This window comes from Klebsiella sp. CB_Kp196 (assembly GCF_040061575.1).
In the GTDB taxonomy this organism is placed as follows: Bacteria; Pseudomonadota; Gammaproteobacteria; order Enterobacterales; family Enterobacteriaceae; genus Klebsiella; species Klebsiella michiganensis.
Genome location: NZ_JBEAFH010000004.1, coordinates 39,898 through 54,812, shown reverse-complemented (window position 1 = coordinate 54,812; position 14,915 = coordinate 39,898). Strand labels below are relative to the sequence as shown.

The 14,915-nt window shown below is 55.8% G+C and carries 17 protein-coding genes; 12 read left to right on the top strand and 5 right to left on the bottom strand.

The features are described 5' to 3' along the window. The first annotated feature begins 53 nt into the window (after positions 1-53). The 4 genes from ABLU87_RS02685 to ABLU87_RS02670 all read left to right on the top strand — a co-directional run bounded on the left by ABLU87_RS02685 (position 54) and on the right by ABLU87_RS02670 (position 2,438). Complete coding sequence (locus ABLU87_RS02685; protein ID WP_004098292.1) at positions 54-257, top strand: YbdD/YjiX family protein; 204 nt, start codon at positions 54-56, stop codon at positions 255-257. Positions 258-268: 11 nt separating this feature from the next. After that, entirely contained in the window at positions 269-1,225 is a 957-nt protein-coding gene (yjiA, locus tag ABLU87_RS02680; RefSeq protein WP_014227783.1) for a GTPase, read from the top strand. A 347-nt stretch (positions 1,226-1,572) separates the two neighbouring features. Further along, positions 1,573-2,118, top strand: coding sequence for a YfaZ family outer membrane protein (locus ABLU87_RS02675; protein ID WP_004098290.1), 546 nt, complete (start codon positions 1,573-1,575; stop codon positions 2,116-2,118). Then, positions 2,118-2,438, top strand: a complete 321-nt coding sequence (locus ABLU87_RS02670) for a hypothetical protein (RefSeq protein WP_004098289.1) — start codon at positions 2,118-2,120, stop codon at positions 2,436-2,438. The genes ABLU87_RS02675 and ABLU87_RS02670 overlap by 1 nt, the downstream gene beginning before the upstream one ends. A gap of 44 nt (positions 2,439-2,482) precedes the next feature. Here ABLU87_RS02670 and ABLU87_RS02665 read toward each other — a convergent pair whose 3' ends face one another. Further along, positions 2,483-3,853: an NAD-dependent succinate-semialdehyde dehydrogenase gene (locus tag ABLU87_RS02665; protein ID WP_122117327.1), complete on the bottom strand. Its 1,371-nt coding sequence runs from the start codon at positions 3,851-3,853 to the stop codon at positions 2,483-2,485. Between the two features lie 178 nt (positions 3,854-4,031). Beyond that, positions 4,032-4,958 carry an Rpn family recombination-promoting nuclease/putative transposase gene (locus tag ABLU87_RS02660; protein ID WP_049082909.1) on the bottom strand — a complete coding sequence of 309 codons (927 nt, stop codon included), beginning with the start codon at positions 4,956-4,958 and terminating at the stop codon, positions 4,032-4,034. Between the two features lie 208 nt (positions 4,959-5,166). On the opposite strand from ABLU87_RS02660, the gene ABLU87_RS02655 reads away from it, so the two are divergent. Both ABLU87_RS02655 and ABLU87_RS02650 read left to right on the top strand, forming a co-directional pair. Further along, positions 5,167-5,982 carry an AraC family transcriptional regulator gene (locus ABLU87_RS02655; protein ID WP_064375515.1) on the top strand — a complete coding sequence of 272 codons (816 nt, stop codon included), beginning with the start codon at positions 5,167-5,169 and terminating at the stop codon, positions 5,980-5,982. 46 nt (positions 5,983-6,028) lie between these two features. Next, a complete protein-coding gene (locus ABLU87_RS02650; RefSeq protein ID WP_047724601.1) occupies positions 6,029-6,670 on the top strand; it encodes a LysE family translocator in 642 nt (213 codons plus the stop codon). Between the two features lie 88 nt (positions 6,671-6,758). Here ABLU87_RS02650 and ABLU87_RS02645 read toward each other — a convergent pair whose 3' ends face one another. Further along, a complete protein-coding gene (locus ABLU87_RS02645) occupies positions 6,759-7,193 on the bottom strand; it encodes a hypothetical protein (RefSeq protein ID WP_046877824.1) in 435 nt (144 codons plus the stop codon). Positions 7,194-7,493: 300 nt separating this feature from the next. Between ABLU87_RS02645 and ABLU87_RS02640 the strand changes: the two genes are divergently transcribed. Together ABLU87_RS02640 and mdtM are read left to right on the top strand one after the other, a co-directional pair. Beyond that, positions 7,494-8,783, top strand: coding sequence for a DUF445 domain-containing protein (locus ABLU87_RS02640; RefSeq protein WP_074189036.1), 1,290 nt, complete (start codon positions 7,494-7,496; stop codon positions 8,781-8,783). Positions 8,784-8,946: 163 nt separating this feature from the next. Further along, positions 8,947-10,188 carry a multidrug efflux MFS transporter MdtM gene (mdtM, locus tag ABLU87_RS02635; protein WP_032719294.1) on the top strand — a complete coding sequence of 414 codons (1,242 nt, stop codon included), beginning with the start codon at positions 8,947-8,949 and terminating at the stop codon, positions 10,186-10,188. A 10-nt stretch (positions 10,189-10,198) separates the two neighbouring features. Here the strand turns inward: mdtM and ABLU87_RS02630 are convergent, their stop codons facing one another. Together ABLU87_RS02630 and ABLU87_RS02625 are read right to left on the bottom strand one after the other, a co-directional pair. Further along, on the bottom strand, positions 10,199-10,825 hold the full coding sequence (locus ABLU87_RS02630) for a ParB/RepB/Spo0J family partition protein (protein WP_014227775.1): 627 nt from the start codon (positions 10,823-10,825) through the stop codon (positions 10,199-10,201). Next, positions 10,825-12,036 (bottom strand): DUF3440 domain-containing protein, encoded by a 1,212-nt coding sequence (locus ABLU87_RS02625; protein ID WP_032693014.1) that lies wholly within the window; start codon positions 12,034-12,036, stop codon positions 10,825-10,827. The genes ABLU87_RS02630 and ABLU87_RS02625 overlap by 1 nt, the downstream gene beginning before the upstream one ends. 374 nt (positions 12,037-12,410) lie before the next feature. On the opposite strand from ABLU87_RS02625, the gene ABLU87_RS02620 reads away from it, so the two are divergent. The 4 genes from ABLU87_RS02620 to ABLU87_RS02605 all read left to right on the top strand — a co-directional run bounded on the left by ABLU87_RS02620 (position 12,411) and on the right by ABLU87_RS02605 (position 14,911). Beyond that, positions 12,411-12,650, top strand: a complete 240-nt coding sequence (locus ABLU87_RS02620) for a DUF2164 domain-containing protein (RefSeq protein WP_009652824.1) — start codon at positions 12,411-12,413, stop codon at positions 12,648-12,650. 82 nt (positions 12,651-12,732) lie between these two features. Then, positions 12,733-13,884 carry a double-cubane-cluster-containing anaerobic reductase gene (locus ABLU87_RS02615; protein ID WP_049082919.1) on the top strand — a complete coding sequence of 384 codons (1,152 nt, stop codon included), beginning with the start codon at positions 12,733-12,735 and terminating at the stop codon, positions 13,882-13,884. 8 nt (positions 13,885-13,892) lie between these two features. After that, on the top strand, positions 13,893-14,660 hold the full coding sequence (yjiL, locus tag ABLU87_RS02610) for a putative 2-hydroxyacyl-CoA dehydratase activator YjiL (RefSeq protein WP_122117328.1): 768 nt from the start codon (positions 13,893-13,895) through the stop codon (positions 14,658-14,660). Next, positions 14,657-14,911, top strand: a complete 255-nt coding sequence (locus tag ABLU87_RS02605) for a DUF3343 domain-containing protein (protein ID WP_014227770.1) — start codon at positions 14,657-14,659, stop codon at positions 14,909-14,911. The genes yjiL and ABLU87_RS02605 overlap by 4 nt, the downstream gene beginning before the upstream one ends. Positions 14,912-14,915 lie beyond the last annotated feature (4 nt).

Here is a 14,915-nt window from a genome sequence, read left to right as displayed (position 1 = left end):
GCCGGATGAGGCGCTAGCCGCCATCCGGCTTTATTCGTTCTCTGGGACTCACAATGTTTGGTAACTTAGGTCAGGCAAAAAAATACCTCGGTCAGGCAGCGAAAATGCTGATTGGCATTCCGGATTACGATAATTACGTCGAGCATATGCAGACTAACCATCCGGACAAACCGTATATGACCTACGATGAATTCTTTCGCGAACGCCAGCAGGCCCGCTACGGCGGCGACGGCAAAGGCGGCGTACGCTGCTGCTAATGGAGGCAAACATGGCACCGATTGCAGTCACCCTGCTCACCGGTTTTCTTGGCGCGGGTAAAACCACCCTGCTGCGCCATATCCTGAACGAACGGCACGGCTTTAAAATTGCCGTTATCGAAAACGAATTTGGCGAAGTCGCCGTCGATGACCAGCTTATCGGCGATCGCGCCACGCAGATTAAAACCCTGACCAACGGCTGCATCTGCTGTACCCGTTCCAACGAACTGGAAGACGCCCTGCTCGATCTGCTCGACAGCCGCGATCGCGGAGAAATTGATTTTGACAGGCTGGTGATCGAATGCACAGGCATGGCCGACCCCGGCCCGATTATCCAGACCTTTTTCTCTCACGATGTGCTGTGTGAACGCTATCTGCTGGATGGCGTGATTGCGCTGGTTGACGCGGTGCATGCCGACCAGCAGATGAATCAGTTCACCATTGCCCAGTCGCAGGTGGGCTACGCCGATCGTATCCTGCTCACCAAAACTGACGTGGCGGGCGACAGCGACAAGCTCCGCGAACGGCTGATGCGTATTAACGCCCGCGCGCCGATTTACAACGTCACCCACGGCGATATCGACCTGAATCTGCTGTTTAACACCAGCGGCTTTATGCTGGAAGAGAACGTGGTCAGCAGCAAACCGCGCTTCCACTTTATGGCCGATAAGCAGAACGACGTGTCGTCTATCGTGGTGGAGCTGGATTATCCGGTGGATATCAGCGACGTGTCGCGGGTAATGGAAAACCTGCTGCTCACCTTTGCTGAACAGCTGATGCGCTATAAAGGGATGCTGTGGATCGACGGCGAGCCCAACCGCCTGCTGTTCCAGGGCGTTCAACGGCTATACAGCGCCGACTGGGACCGGCCGTGGGGCGATGAGCGGCCGCACAGTACCCTGGTGTTTATTGGAATACAGCTTCCGGAAGATGAGATTCGCACCGCATTTGCGAGCCTGCGCAAGTAGTCATGTCGCATTCCCCCTCTTCTGGAGGGGGAATGCGCGGCTGAAATGTAAAATTCCGTTCTTATATGTAACAGTAGAAATGTTTTTGGAAATAATTAGAAAGCCAATTATTGCGTCCACAACCGCTTTTTCGCGCCTGTTCAGCGAATATTTAGCCAAAAGATTCAACTCACGCTCAACGGCTAAAGATTACCCATTGACTCCACAGTAAAAACAACTAACAAACAACACAAATAAATATATCTAATAACAAAATTAGCATAAAACAGCCATCACTCGCTGATTTGCAGTCATAAAAATCGATTGTTAAGGTGCCCTCCGCGTAATGTAATGATGAGGCATAAAACATGAAAAAGCTGAATATCCTTCTTCTCTCGGCGTTGACTGCCGTCTCGGGATCCGCACTCGCGATGGGCGGCACCGTTGAGCAGGGCAAGAACTTCACCAACCTGAATCTGGAAATGGGGAAATCCTCTTCTGGCCTGTATGTGGAAAGCAACTGGCTCAAAAATACCGATGACGGTACCCAGACAGGCGGCGTAGGCGCGGGTTATAACCTGGAACTCGGCCCGGTGATGTTCAATGCCGGCGCGAAAGCCATCTACCTCGGCCCTAAAAAAGGCGATAACGGCGTGGCCTTCCCCATCGGCGGCGGCGTCAACGTGGCCCTGACCGACAGCATCCATCTCTATGGTGAGGGCTATGCCGCACCGGAGGGCCTGAACAATAGCGTCAAAAACTACGTTGAAGCCAACGGCGGCGTAAGCTGGACGCCAATCACCCCAGTCACGCTGAAAGTGGGCTATCGCCATGTCAGCGTCGACGGCAAAGATGGCCGCCCGGGCCACACGCTGATTGACGGCGCCTATGTCGGCGGCGGGGTTACCTTCTGATGAACGGCCGCTTCGCCGCGCTTTGCGTTCTGAGCTTCACCGTGCTGCTATCAGGCTGCGTCCAGTACAAATGGGTGAAGCCGGGAGTCAGCGATACGGAGATGAATAAAAAGCTCACGGAGTGCGAAGCGCAGGCGCTGATCGATCTCCCCCCGGATAACGTCGTCACCGGTTCAAGCTCGGAAAAAACGGACAAAAAGAACAAGAAAAAGGATATTTCCACCAGCTATACGGTTGAGGACGCCAATGAGGGGCGCAGGGATACGCTCGTCGACAGCTGCATGTTTAAGAGCGGCTGGGATAAGATTGAAGTTCAGTGAACGCCAAAAAACCTGCCAGATGGCAGGTTTTTGTCTTCACGCCGTTATTTATGCACGACCACCAGCTTCTGATTCACAAACTCTTTAATCCCGAGATCGGAAAGCTCGCGGCCGAACCCGGAGCGCTTAACGCCGCCAAACGGCAGCTCCGGAGCGGTATCGGTTAGCCAGTTGATATAGACCATACCGGTTTCAATCCGCGACGCCATGCGTTTCGCCCTTTCGATATCCTGGCTGAATACGGCGCCGCCGAGGCCATAGTGCGAATCATTGGCCAGCTTCACCGCCTCATCGTCATCTTTCACCACGTAGATTTGCGCGACCGGGCCGAAGAACTCTTCAAAATAAGCCGGATTATCGCGGGTAATGCCGGTCAGTATAGTGGGCTCGAAAAAGCTGCCTTCCCGCTGCGCGGGTTTGCCGCCCAGATGCAGTTTCGCGCCGTTTTTCACCGCCTCGTCAACCTGTTTGGTCAACGTTTCCAGCGCGTCTTTTGAAGAGAGCGGCCCCAGCGTGGTACTTTCGTCCAGCGGATCGCCGATTTTCACCTGACGGAAGGCCTCGGTAAACTGGCTCAGGAACGAGTCGGCAATTTTTTCATGCAGGATAAAGCGCTTCGCCGCAGTGCACACCTGGCCTGCGTTGTTGAGCCGCGCCTGCACGCCGATCTTCACCGCCTTCGCCAGATCGGCGTCGTCCAGGACCACAAAGACATCGTTGCCGCCCAGTTCAAGCGTCGCTTTCTTGATGTGTTTAGCCGCCTGCGCCGCCACCACGCTACCGGCTTTTTCCGAGCCGGTCAGGGCCGCACCCTGTACGCGATCGTCGGCGATAATCTTCGCCACCTGATCCTGAGAAATAAACAGGTTAGTCCACGCGCCCTCCGGCGCACCGGCTTCGCGTACCAGGTGGGCGAAGGTTTCCGCGCAGTGCGGGACGATGCTGGCATGTTTGGCGATAACCGGGTTCCCCGCCGCCAGGTTCGGTGCCAGCACGCGCATAAGCTGATAATAAGGGAAGTTCCACGGTTCTACCGCCATCAGTACGCCGATGGGATGGTGTTCGACCCAGGCTTCACCCAGCTCGGACGGATACTTTACCGGCGCCAAAAACTGTTTGGCGTTGTCGGCGTAGTAGCGGGCAATTTGCGCGCACAGCTTCACTTCACCGCGGCTTTGCTCAATGAGTTTGCCCATTTCCTGGCTGGCGATTTTCGCCAGCTCGTCAACCCGGCCGTCGATCAGATCCGCCAGCTTGTACAGCACCGATAGCCGCTGCGCTATATCGCCTTTCGACCACGACGAATGATATAGCGCATCCGCCTTCTGCAGAGCCGCTTCCACGTCCTCGTCGCTGTGTGCCGGGTACGCTTTGATAAGCTGATTGTTTGCAGGATTCACCGTCTGATAAGCCATATCGCATGTCTCCTTGTTATCGCTGTTAACGCAGTCATAAATACCGCACAGGATATTAAGGGTAGTCGAGATAACTGAGGATGCGGCCAAACTCAGAGAGATACGGAATTTTCCCGAAATGGAACGGAGCGCGCTCTCGGCATAAATCGCCCATAAATAACAGCTCAATATCAATAAGTTAATGAGTAACAGCCCGGATATCCGCCTCCGACAAACCGGTAATTCTCAGCACCGTTTCCAGGGCCATACCTTCGGCGAGCATCGTTTGAGCAATACGCCGCGCTTCGGCGCGCTGCCCCTCCTCAACGCCCTCCAGTCGACCTTCCCGCTTCCCCTGCCTGCGCCCCACTTCACGTAACCTTTCGGCGATAGTCATGAGCTTCTCCTTATGCTGCGGAACACGCTGAGCCACTTCGCGGATAAATTTCCCCAACCGAAGCGCTTTGCCCGAGTGAATCAGGTAATTAAACAGCGTTTTTAGCTGCCTGTCATTAGCGTATCCGCTAAGCAAAATGGCCGTCAGATGTTCCACAATGCCCAGCAAATCGCGCTGACGAATATGTTTTTGCATCAGCTCCAGTAAGGCGACTCTTCGATGCTGGACAATTTCGTCATCAGGCACGACGGTAATATCCACCAGCGGAAACGGCATGGTATAAAGCTGCTTAGCCAGAGCAGGGTCGGCAAACTTGTCGAGCCAGGATAACGACCAGGGATAAGGCGTGGCGACGCCATGATAGAACAGTATCGGTACAACCAGCGGCAGCGTTTTATGTCCGTTATCCAGATGGCGCTGCATCGCAGCAATGGCGTAACGCATCATTCTGAAGGCCATATACGCATCCGGAGAGCTTTGATGCTCGATGACAACATAGATATAGCCTTCTCCCGCCGCGGTTTTCAGTGCCCAAAGAACATCGGAGTAGTATGCCCGCAGGTTCTCCTCAATAAAGCTCCCGGATTCAAGCGTCAGCGAATCCAGGTCGCAAAGCTGTCTGAGCGCCGGAGGAAGATGGATATCCAAAAAGTCGCGCGCGGTATCAGCTTGACGTAAAAACTGTTTGAAGACCGCATCGTGCGGCGTTGACGTAGTACCCTTTTCCATGGCTATCCGCCTGCGTAAAAAAATCCTGCCGCCACTCTACTGCGCCATTTTTCTCATCACACACACTGTTGCTGACCTTTACGAGCCGCGACGAAAGATATCTTCCTTCGGCTGCAAGCGAGACATTTTTGTTGAACGCGACTCGCGGTTCTCCCGCAGGATGAAGGCATGTTATAAACAGCTATCCCCCTCAGCTAAGGAGCCCACCGTGAGCCATACGCGCGATATTCAGCAAACCTTCTGGCGCGATGAACAGCTGCCCTGGCTGGAGCTGCGCAGCACCTGGCAAAGCCGTCAGGCCTATAAACGTCACCGCCATCCGCAGCTCTCCGTGGGGGCGATTATCGAGGGGGAAACGCGCTGTATCTGCAACGGGCAGGAGTATCTGCTGCGGCCGGGCGATCTGATTATTATCCCCGCCCAGGCGCCCCACAGCTGCAATCCGCGCGACGGCCAGCCGCGCAGCTACCATATGCTCTATCTCGAGCTAAGCTGGTGCTGGCGGCAGCTGGCAAACGATGCGCATCACGAGCGGCTGATAACCTCCCAGCCGGTGATTCGCGATGCCGGGCTCTTTGCCCGGTATCTGCAGATCGTGGCGTTGATGACTCAGCAAAAGACCGCCGCGCTACCCGCCAGCGTCGCCCGGTTCCTGCGCGACCTGCCGCTGCGCCCGCTCGCGCCTGTGGCGCTTAGTCAGACCAGCGCGCGTTTGTTCAGTCGTCTGGCAACCAATCTGCAGGCGCCGCCGACGCTGGATAGCCTCGCCGATGAGTTTGCGCTGCGCAAAGAGACGCTGATCCGCGCCTTCAAGCAGGATACCGGCCTGACGCCCGCCAGCTTTATCAATATCGCGCGGATTGAGTTCGCCAAAACGCGCCTGCGGGCCGGGGATAATATCGCCGATGTGGGCTACCAGGCCGGGTTTGCCGACCAGAGCCACTTTCATAAAACCTTTGTCAGCTATACCGCCGCCACGCCGCGCCAGTATGCGCAGTCCCGATCAATAACAGACAATAATTAGCGTTTACGCTGGCGTAAGGTGACCTCAGATTAATACTGAGGTTGCTATGGACATACTCGCTACGCTCTTTCCCTCCGCCTTCCCCGCGCTGGCGCTCTCCCATTTTGTCGCCCTGCTGAGCCCCGGGCCGGATTTTTTTCTGCTGGTGGGCTACGCCATCCGCTATCGCCTGCGCGGCAGCGTCGGCCTGTGTATCGGCATTGCCGCCGGAAACGGTCTGTATATTCTTCTGGCCATTATCGGCTGGGGGATCCTGCGCCAGGCGCCGCTGCTGTTTACGGTGATTGAGCTGCTGGGCGCGGCGTATTTACTGTGGATTGGCAGCCTGCTGCTCAGAAGCCGTCCGACCACGCTGGCGCTGCACGGCGCCTCGGCTTCGCGCCCGCCGCTGGTGAAACAGCTTTTTCTCGGGCTGGGTTCTTCGCTGCTCAATCCGAAAAACGCGCTGTTCTACCTCGCGCTGATGACCTCCCTGCTGGGCCCGAACGTCACGCTGGTGCAGCAGGCCGTCAGCGGAGCCTGGATGACCAGCGTGGTGTTGATATGGGATCTGTTGCTGGTCACGCTGATTGCGCTACCGTCGGTGCAGCGCCGCCTTTCCGCCGTCGTCTGGCGAGTCGAGCGCACGGCCGGCGGCGTATTGATGGCTTTTGGTTGTTGGATTGTGTGGCAGTTTATTTTTAATTAATATTGTCAACGACCCAATAAGACAAAGCCTCGTCATTTTCTTTACAAGAATAAACGAGGCTCTATTCTATCTTTCTTTTAAACAAAATTTATTCCGGGCTATTTGCCGTCAACATATCCATCGGCACAAATACCCACTGCTGCGCTTCCGAGCCGTTAAATTCGAAAAGAATAATCGGATTCCCCTGGTTCGTGCCGCGGTTGTAGCTGTCCATAACAAAGCTCGGGTTTTGTTTGCTTTTAATAAAGCGACGTGAGCTGACTAAATCCCACCGCTGCGTCGCTTTATTCCCGCGAACCTGGAGCTCAATCGCTGCGCCTGAGCCCATACGATCCCCGCAAATGCCCAGCAGCAGCTCCTCGCTGGCGGCCAGGACGATCTCGCCGGTCCTGTCATCAACCGACCACAGAATTTTATTTAACGGTGAGGACGTCGGTAAGATAACAGCCTTAGCCCCGGCTTGCTGATCGCTAATACCTAATACCATGTCTTTTTTTGCTGCATATTTAAATATACCAATCATGAAAAACTCCTTTTATAAAAGACCAGTAGCAAGAGAAATTGATTAACGTTTTCCCTGAAATAAACAATGCCTTATTTAACCTTGAATATAATGTGATTAAGATCACTTATTAATAACTAACTTAAGAAAAAACCCATGTGGGATATATATTATGAATGCATTTAAGTTTAATTATTTAAAAATAGAATTTAAGCTACGTAAATTAAATTAACCCTCATCGTCTCTCTCGTCGGAAAAAGAGGAATCCGAATGACCAGGGCGTCAAATGGCGAAGATTTTACGCATTAGCCGTCAGGCTATATGCTTAAGCTTATGGAAAAACTCGCTGAACTGAAACGCGCCAAGCTGCTGGCGCTCTCGCTGCTGCTGATTGCAGCCGCCATTTTTATCACTACCCTCGTGCTGCCGCCAACGCCATGGGTCGGTGCGCTAAAGGCTATTTCCGAAGCGGCAATGGTCGGCGCGCTGGCGGACTGGTTTGCGGTCGTGGCGCTGTTTCGCCGTATTCCGCTGCCGTTCGTTGCGCGGCATACGGCGATTATTCCGCGTAATAAGGACCGGATTGCCGATAATCTCGGCTATTTCGTTCAGGAAAAATTTCTCGATACGCCCTCTCTGGTCGCGCTGATCCGGCGCTATGAACCGGCGCTGATGCTCGGTAACTGGTTCAGCCAGCCGGAAAACGCGCGTCGGGTCGGCCAGCATCTGCTGCAGGTGATGAGCGGCTTTCTGGAGCTAACCGATGACGCGCGCATTCAGCGCCTGCTGCGTCGGGCGGTACATAAAGCGATTGATAAGATCGATTTAACCCAAACCAGCGCGATGATGCTGGAAGGGCTGACGCGCGATAACCGCCACCAGAAGCTGCTCGATTCGCTGATTAGCCAGCTGATCGCCCTGCTCCAACGCGACAGCTCGCGGGCGTTTATTGCCCGCGGCATCGTGCACTGGCTGGAGACCGAGCATCCGCTTAAAGCCAGGCTGCTGCCTACCGAATGGCTCGGCGAGCACAGCGCTGAAATGGTTACCGACGCGGTTAACACGCTGCTCGACGAAGTGAGTCAGGATCGCGCCCATCAGATCCGCCAGGCCTTCGATCGCGCGGCGCTGAAGCTGATCGACAACCTGAAGTCCGATCCGCTGATGGCGGAAAAAGCGGACAATATCAAAGCGTATCTGAAAAACGATGAGACCTTTAACCGCTATCTGGGCGAGGTATGGGCCGATCTGCGCGGCTGGGTTAAAAACGATGTTAATAGCGACGATTCACGCATTAAGCAGCGCATTGCCGAAGCCGGTCAGTGGTTTGGCGAAACGCTGCTCCACGATGAGGCGCTGCGCGAATCCCTGAACGAACATCTTGAGCAGGCGGCGCACCGGGTGGCCCCGGAGTTTGCCGCCTTCCTGACGCGCCATATCAGCGATACGGTCAAAAGCTGGGACTCCCGCGATATGTCGCGACAAATCGAGCTGAACATTGGTAAGGATCTGCAGTTTATCCGCATCAACGGCACGCTGGTTGGCGGCACTATCGGTCTGCTGCTGTGGCTGTTTTCACAAATTCCTTCGCTGCTGCATTTACATATTTAATTCAACTTTTTGTTTTTAATGTATTTCTTATATGAATACATATTAACCATTAAAAACACATGGATATTTAGGTTGACCCTAAATTTATTGCAGTGTGAAGTGCTGAAATAGTGCGCGCATAAACGACTATTTATGGCGTAGAGACTCAACAAGGAGCCCACCGATGTTGCAATGGATGACCCGTTTTTTCGCCCGCCATTCCGCCACGCTGTTCTTCCCGGCGGCGCTGATCCTGTATGACTTTGCCGCCTATCTGACCACCGATCTTATCCAGCCGGGGATTATTCACGTGGTGCGCGACTTTGACGCCGACGTGGCGCTGGCTCCCGCCTCGGTCAGCCTGTATATGGCCGGCGGCATGGCGCTACAGTGGCTGCTCGGGCCGCTCTCCGATCGTATCGGCCGCCGTCCGGTGCTGCTCACCGGCGCGCTGATCTTTACCCTGGCCTGCTTCGCGACCCTGTTCACCACCTCAATGGAGCAGTTCCTCGCCGCGCGCTTTGTTCAGGGCACCAGCATCTGTTTTATCGCCACGGTCGGCTACGTCACCGTGCAGGAGGCGTTCGGCCAGACAAAAGCCATTAAGCTGATGGCGATTATTACCTCGATCGTGCTGATCGCGCCAATAATTGGCCCGCTCTCCGGCGCGGCGCTGATGCACTTCGTGCACTGGAAAGTACTGTTCGGGATTATTGCCGTCATGGGGTTTATCGCCTGGCTGGGGCTGCTGCTGAATATGCCGGAGACCGTCCGGCGCGGCGACGTACCCTTCAGCGCCAGCGGCGTGCTGCGCGATTTCCGCGATGTTTTCCGCAACCGCGTTTTTCTGTTCGGCGCCGCCACGCTCTCGCTCAGCTATATTCCACTGATGAGCTGGGTTGCGGTCTCGCCGGTTATCCTGATTGACGACGGCGGGCTGACCACCGCCGAGTTCGCCTGGACCCAGGTGCCGGTCTTCAGCGCGGTGATTATTGCCAACCTGTCGGTGGCGCGCTGGGTAAAAGACCCGACGCGTCCGCGCTTTATCTGGCGCGCGGTGCCCATCCAGATGACCGGGCTGGCGATCCTGATCCTCGGCAACCTGCTGTGGCCGCACGTCTGGCTGTGGTCGGTGCTCGGCACCTGCTTCTACGCCTTCGGCATCGGGCTGATCTTCCCGACGCTGTTCCGCTTTACCCTTTTTTCAAACGATCTGCCAAAGGGCACCGTTTCCGCTTCGCTGAATATCGTGATCCTTAGCGTCAGCGCGCTCTCTATCGAAGCGGCGCGCTGGCTGTGGTTTAACGGCGGCAGACTGCCTTTTCATCTGCTGGGGGTGGCGGCGGGGATCGCGGCCGCGTGCTGTCTGGCGGGTTTATTAAGCCGGATACGCCAGCAGCCGGAAGCCGCGCTGGCGCAGGAGTAGCGCACATTGGCTACTCCACGGTCCAGGCTTCACTAAAGCTCTCGTCGGCGAACAGCTCCGTCAGGCCGCTGATCTGTTTCAGGCGCAGCACCTCGTCCGCATCCATACCGAGCTCTTCGCCGATGCGCCGATCGTCCCAGCCCTGGCGATGTAAATCGCGGACGATGTCGGACATCGCCGCGATCTGATGTTTGCCCCTGGCGCGATTATGGCGAATGGTGGCGGCGATGCGCTCTTTCTGCCCTTCGCGTTCGGCATTGATGAGCGTCACCGGAAGATAACCATGCAGGCGCCGGTTCAGCTCCGGGCGACTCTTACCAATCAGATGGCGATGAAAACCGTCCACGACCAGGTGCCGTCGCTGCTGGCGAGCCACCACTACCGGTTGGGTAAAACCATCCAGTTCGATAGAGCGTTCCAGCAGCTTTTTTTCCACCGTCGCCATCACGTTGGGGTTGTAGTCATTCGCCTCAACCGTTTTGGCCTCGACCCACAGCACGCAGTCCACCGGCTCGCGGCAGAAGGGACTGTGCTGGTGGATCAGGCTCTTCAGCTCGTTAATCGCTTTGATTTTCAGGTCAACATCATCAAACGACTCGAGATATTCAATCACTGTCTTAGCCACATCCGGCGACATCAAAGCGTCCTCCACTCTTTACGTTTGTTACTCACCAGCCGACAGTAGCGCTCATAGTGCTTTGGCTGCGTCGGGCTGAACGACAGCATCCGGCACCAGAAATCGTTTTTCAGCAGCGTCTTGCAGATGCGGCGCCATGAGGGAACATCGCGATAGCCGAGATCTTTTTCCTGCTCGTCGGGAATATCGACAGGGAAACCGCGGGTCTGGTACCAGTGCAGATAAATAGCGATTTTATTACGGTAATGCTCGGCGGTTTTTGCCGGCATGCTGTCGAGCAGAAAGAGCGCATACTCGCGCCAGCTAAAATGCGCCGGTTTGCGGATTTTGGTCTTCAGCGCAAAGTAGTCGCCGCTGGCGTTGGCGTAAATCGCGCCGCTGTGTGCGCCGCATACCCGACGGCACATCCGCTCCCAGGTCTCCGGCTCAAGAATGTGATAGAGCCACAGCCCGCGCCGCTGCTCGGGGCCGAAGGGCTCGCAGACGCGCATATTTTTCAGCGGTACGCCGGCGCGGTGCATCAGGTCATAGAGCGGATTGTAGGGGAGGCGCGACTTATGATTAAAGATCCAGATGTCGCGGGTCCGCCAGTCATAGAGGGGATAGCAGGTATAGCTGAACCCTTCCGGCGAGGCGGTGGTCCAGGGTTTATCTTCCTCAAAGCGCAGTTTGGTCGGCGAGGTGAGCGCCATATAGCGATGCAGCGACTCGTCGGTGCGGATGCCGATCAGCGAAGCGAGGCTGCGCCCCGCGGCCAGCCAGTGGGAAAAGGCCGGTATAAACGCTTCAAAGGTCATTTCCGGCTGATAAAAAGGGAAAAAACCGGCATCGGTGATGGCGTCATCCGGCGGTTGCCTCACCCATTCTTCCCCGGCCCGCCAGGCGACCCATTCCGGCTCATGCTGCGATACGCCGCTCACCGTGGTCATCGGCAGCGCCACCCAGTAAAAGCGGCTTACCACATCCTGATAGCGCTCTTTCATATTTTGTACGTGCTGGATGGTTAATAAATACTGCGCTTCCCAGTCCACGAACAATACCGCAAACTTTTTCCCTTTTTTACGCGCAACGGCTGCCGCCAGATGAAATAATACCGTCGAGTCTTTACCACCCGAAAAAGATAAACAGACCTGCTCGAAAGTATCAAATACCCAATCCAGGCGCATCAGAGCTGCGTCAAAAACATTCATATTCAGTTTTACGCGTTTCATCCTTCACCCCTGATAAATGAATCGCCGTCAGAATGTACTTATAGGAAAATTCCGTAAGCCAGATAACCTGAAATCAGGTTCATAGATTATTCATCCAGATACCGAACATGCTGAAAAAAGGCGAGCGCAACTAAATGTTATTCACACCATAAAAATCATATTATCTCATTTAAATTCATAAAGTTACGAGAATAACTCCTATTATCTTCGTTTTCTCGGGAGTACTGTGATCTCAGTCACAATTCTCCGCCGAGCGAGGTCATCAATATCCTTTATTGCGGCCAAAAACATCACGCCATATCGCAACTGACTCTCCGCAATCGGATATAATCAGCAGCCCCGATCCACCGTAACAATATTGATTAAGGAACGCCATGAGCGATATCGATCTCAGCCCGCCGCAACGCGACCTGCTGCGCGAGAAGCTGTCTAAATACTGCGAAGAGAATTTTGAGCTGGAACTGGAGCAATTTGACGCGGAATTCTTTGTCGACTTTATTGCGAAAGAACTGGGTCCAATGTTTTATAACGCCGGGATTGATGCGGCCATCGCCACCCATCTTGCGTGGGGCGATCGGATTCAGGAAGAGATGGATCTGAAAAAAGTCTACTAGCGGAAGATCAATAAATACACACAGTAAACAGGGTTATAATGCGACCTCTTTCATCATCTCCCGTGTACGGGGAAGGAAAACCATGTCGCTTATCACCGATCTACCCGCCATTTTTGACCACTTCTCCGCAGCCCGCCAGCAGGGTTTCCTCACGGTCATGGAGCTTAAAGAGCAAAACATACCGCTGGTTGGCACTTACTGCACCTTTATGCCGCAGGAAATTCCGCTGGCCGCCGGCGCGGTGGTGGTGTCGCTGTGCTCCACCTCCGACGAGACGATTGAAGAGGCGGAAAAGGATCTGCCGCGCAACCTCTGTCCGCTGATAAAAAGCAGCTACGGTTTTGGCAAGACCGACAAATGCCCCTACTTCTACTTTTCCGACCTCGTGGTGGGCGAAACCACCTGCGATGGCAAAAAGAAAATGTACGAATACATGGCCGAATTCAAAGCCGTGCACGTGATGCAGCTGCCGAACAGCGCCAGCGATGATGCCTCGCGAGCGTTGTGGAAAGCGGAAATTTTGCGCCTGCAGAAGGTGGTGGAAGATCGCTTTGGTACGCCGATTACCGAAGCCGCCCTGCGCGAGGCGATTATCCTCAAGAACCGCGAACGGCGGGCGCTGGCGAACTTTTATCGCGTCGGGCAGCTCAACCCGCCCGCGCTCAGCGGCAGCGATATCTTAAAAGTGGTTTACGGCGCGACCTTCCGCTTCGATAAAGCGGCGCTGATCGATGAGCTCAACGACATGGCCGATCGGGTACGCCTACAGTGGCAAGAGGGCAAACGGCTGGAGGCGCGGCCGCGTATTCTGATCACCGGCTGCCCGATCGGCGGCGCGGCGGAAAAAGTGGTGAAAGCCATTGAGGACAACGGCGGCTGGGTGGTCGGTTTTGAAAACTGCACCGGCGCGAAAGCCACCGAGCGCTGCGTGGAGGAGACGGGTGACGTTTACGACGCCCTGACCGATAAATATCTCGCCATCGGCTGCTCCTGTATTTCGCCGAACGACCAGCGCCTGTCCCTGCTCAGCCAGATGGTGGATGAATATCAGGCGGACGGCGTGGTGGATGTCATTTTGCAGGCCTGCCACACCTACGCAGTGGAATCGCTGGCGATAAAACGCCACGTGCGCCAGCAGCACGACATCCCCTATATCGCCATTGAGACCGACTATTCGACGGCGGATATCGGCCAGCTCAGCACCCGCGTGGCGGCCTTTATCGAGATGCTTTAGGAGCGCGCGTGACCATTACCGTAGGGATTGATTCCGGATCGACCGCCACCAAAGGCATCCTGCTTGAAGACGGCGTGATTCAGCGCCGCTTTCTCTGCCCGACGCCGTTTCGCCCCGCCGACGCCATCGTTGAGGCGTGGGAAACGCTCCGCGCAGGCCTGAGCGAGCGCCCCTTTTTAACCTTAACCGGCTACGGACGCCAACTGGTGGATTTCGCCGATAAGCAGGTCACCGAGATCTCGTGCCACGGGCTCGGCGCGCGCCTGCTGGCCCCGCAGACCCAGACGGTCATCGATATCGGCGGCCAGGACAGCAAGGTTATCCAACTGGACGAAGAGGGTAATCTCACCGATTTTCTGATGAATGATAAATGCGCGGCGGGCACCGGGCGCTTTCTGGAGGTGATCTCGCGTACGCTGGGGGCCAGCGTCGAGCAGCTCGACAGCATCACCGACGGTATTGAACCCCATGCGATTACCAGCATGTGCACGGTATTCGCCGAATCCGAGGTCATCAGCCTGCGTTCGGCCGGGGTGCCGCCGGAGGCGATCCTCGCCGGGGTGATCAACGCCATGGCCCGACGCAGCGCCAATTTTATCGGCCGTCTGTCGGCGCAGGGGCCGCTGCTGTTTACCGGCGGCGTCAGCCACTGCGCGGCCTTCGCGCGGAGGCTGGAGGGGCACGTGGGTATGGCGGTGCAGACGCATCCCGACGCGCAGTTTGCCGGGGCGATCGGCGCGGCGCTGATCGGCTTACGTCAGAGGAGCCGCCGGTGACGGAATATCTGTTTTTATTTCACTCAACGGTGGGGGTAGTGCGGATGCGCAAAGCCCTGCAGGCGGCGGGAGCGTCCTTCCGGGTGAAGGACATTCCGCGCCAGCTGCGCGGCGGCTGCGGGCTTTGCATTTATCTGAGCTGTGAGCCGGGCGAAGAACAGAAGTGGATTCTCCCCGGCCAAACGGAAGCCCTGTTTCGCGTCGCCGGGGATGATTATCAGCTGCTGGCTCAGTTTCCGCCGCAGGCGTAACCAG

Coding starts and splice junctions, on each gene's coding strand:
- ABLU87_RS02685 (WP_004098292.1), top strand. CDS start 54: ATGTTTGGTAACTTAGGTCAGGCAAAAAAATACCTCGGTCAGGCAGCG.
- yjiA (WP_014227783.1), top strand. CDS start 269: ATGGCACCGATTGCAGTCACCCTGCTCACCGGTTTTCTTGGCGCGGGT.
- ABLU87_RS02675 (WP_004098290.1), top strand. CDS start 1,573: ATGAAAAAGCTGAATATCCTTCTTCTCTCGGCGTTGACTGCCGTCTCG.
- ABLU87_RS02670 (WP_004098289.1), top strand. CDS start 2,118: ATGAACGGCCGCTTCGCCGCGCTTTGCGTTCTGAGCTTCACCGTGCTG.
- ABLU87_RS02665 (WP_122117327.1), bottom strand. CDS start 3,853: ATGGCTTATCAGACGGTGAATCCTGCAAACAATCAGCTTATCAAAGCG.
- ABLU87_RS02660 (WP_049082909.1), bottom strand. CDS start 4,958: ATGGAAAAGGGTACTACGTCAACGCCGCACGATGCGGTCTTCAAACAG.
- ABLU87_RS02650 (WP_047724601.1), top strand. CDS start 6,029: ATGGACATACTCGCTACGCTCTTTCCCTCCGCCTTCCCCGCGCTGGCG.
- ABLU87_RS02645 (WP_046877824.1), bottom strand. CDS start 7,193: ATGATTGGTATATTTAAATATGCAGCAAAAAAAGACATGGTATTAGGT.
- ABLU87_RS02640 (WP_074189036.1), top strand. CDS start 7,494: ATGCTTAAGCTTATGGAAAAACTCGCTGAACTGAAACGCGCCAAGCTG.
- mdtM (WP_032719294.1), top strand. CDS start 8,947: ATGTTGCAATGGATGACCCGTTTTTTCGCCCGCCATTCCGCCACGCTG.
- ABLU87_RS02630 (WP_014227775.1), bottom strand. CDS start 10,825: ATGTCGCCGGATGTGGCTAAGACAGTGATTGAATATCTCGAGTCGTTT.
- ABLU87_RS02625 (WP_032693014.1), bottom strand. CDS start 12,036: ATGAAACGCGTAAAACTGAATATGAATGTTTTTGACGCAGCTCTGATG.
- ABLU87_RS02620 (WP_009652824.1), top strand. CDS start 12,411: ATGAGCGATATCGATCTCAGCCCGCCGCAACGCGACCTGCTGCGCGAG.
- ABLU87_RS02615 (WP_049082919.1), top strand. CDS start 12,733: ATGTCGCTTATCACCGATCTACCCGCCATTTTTGACCACTTCTCCGCA.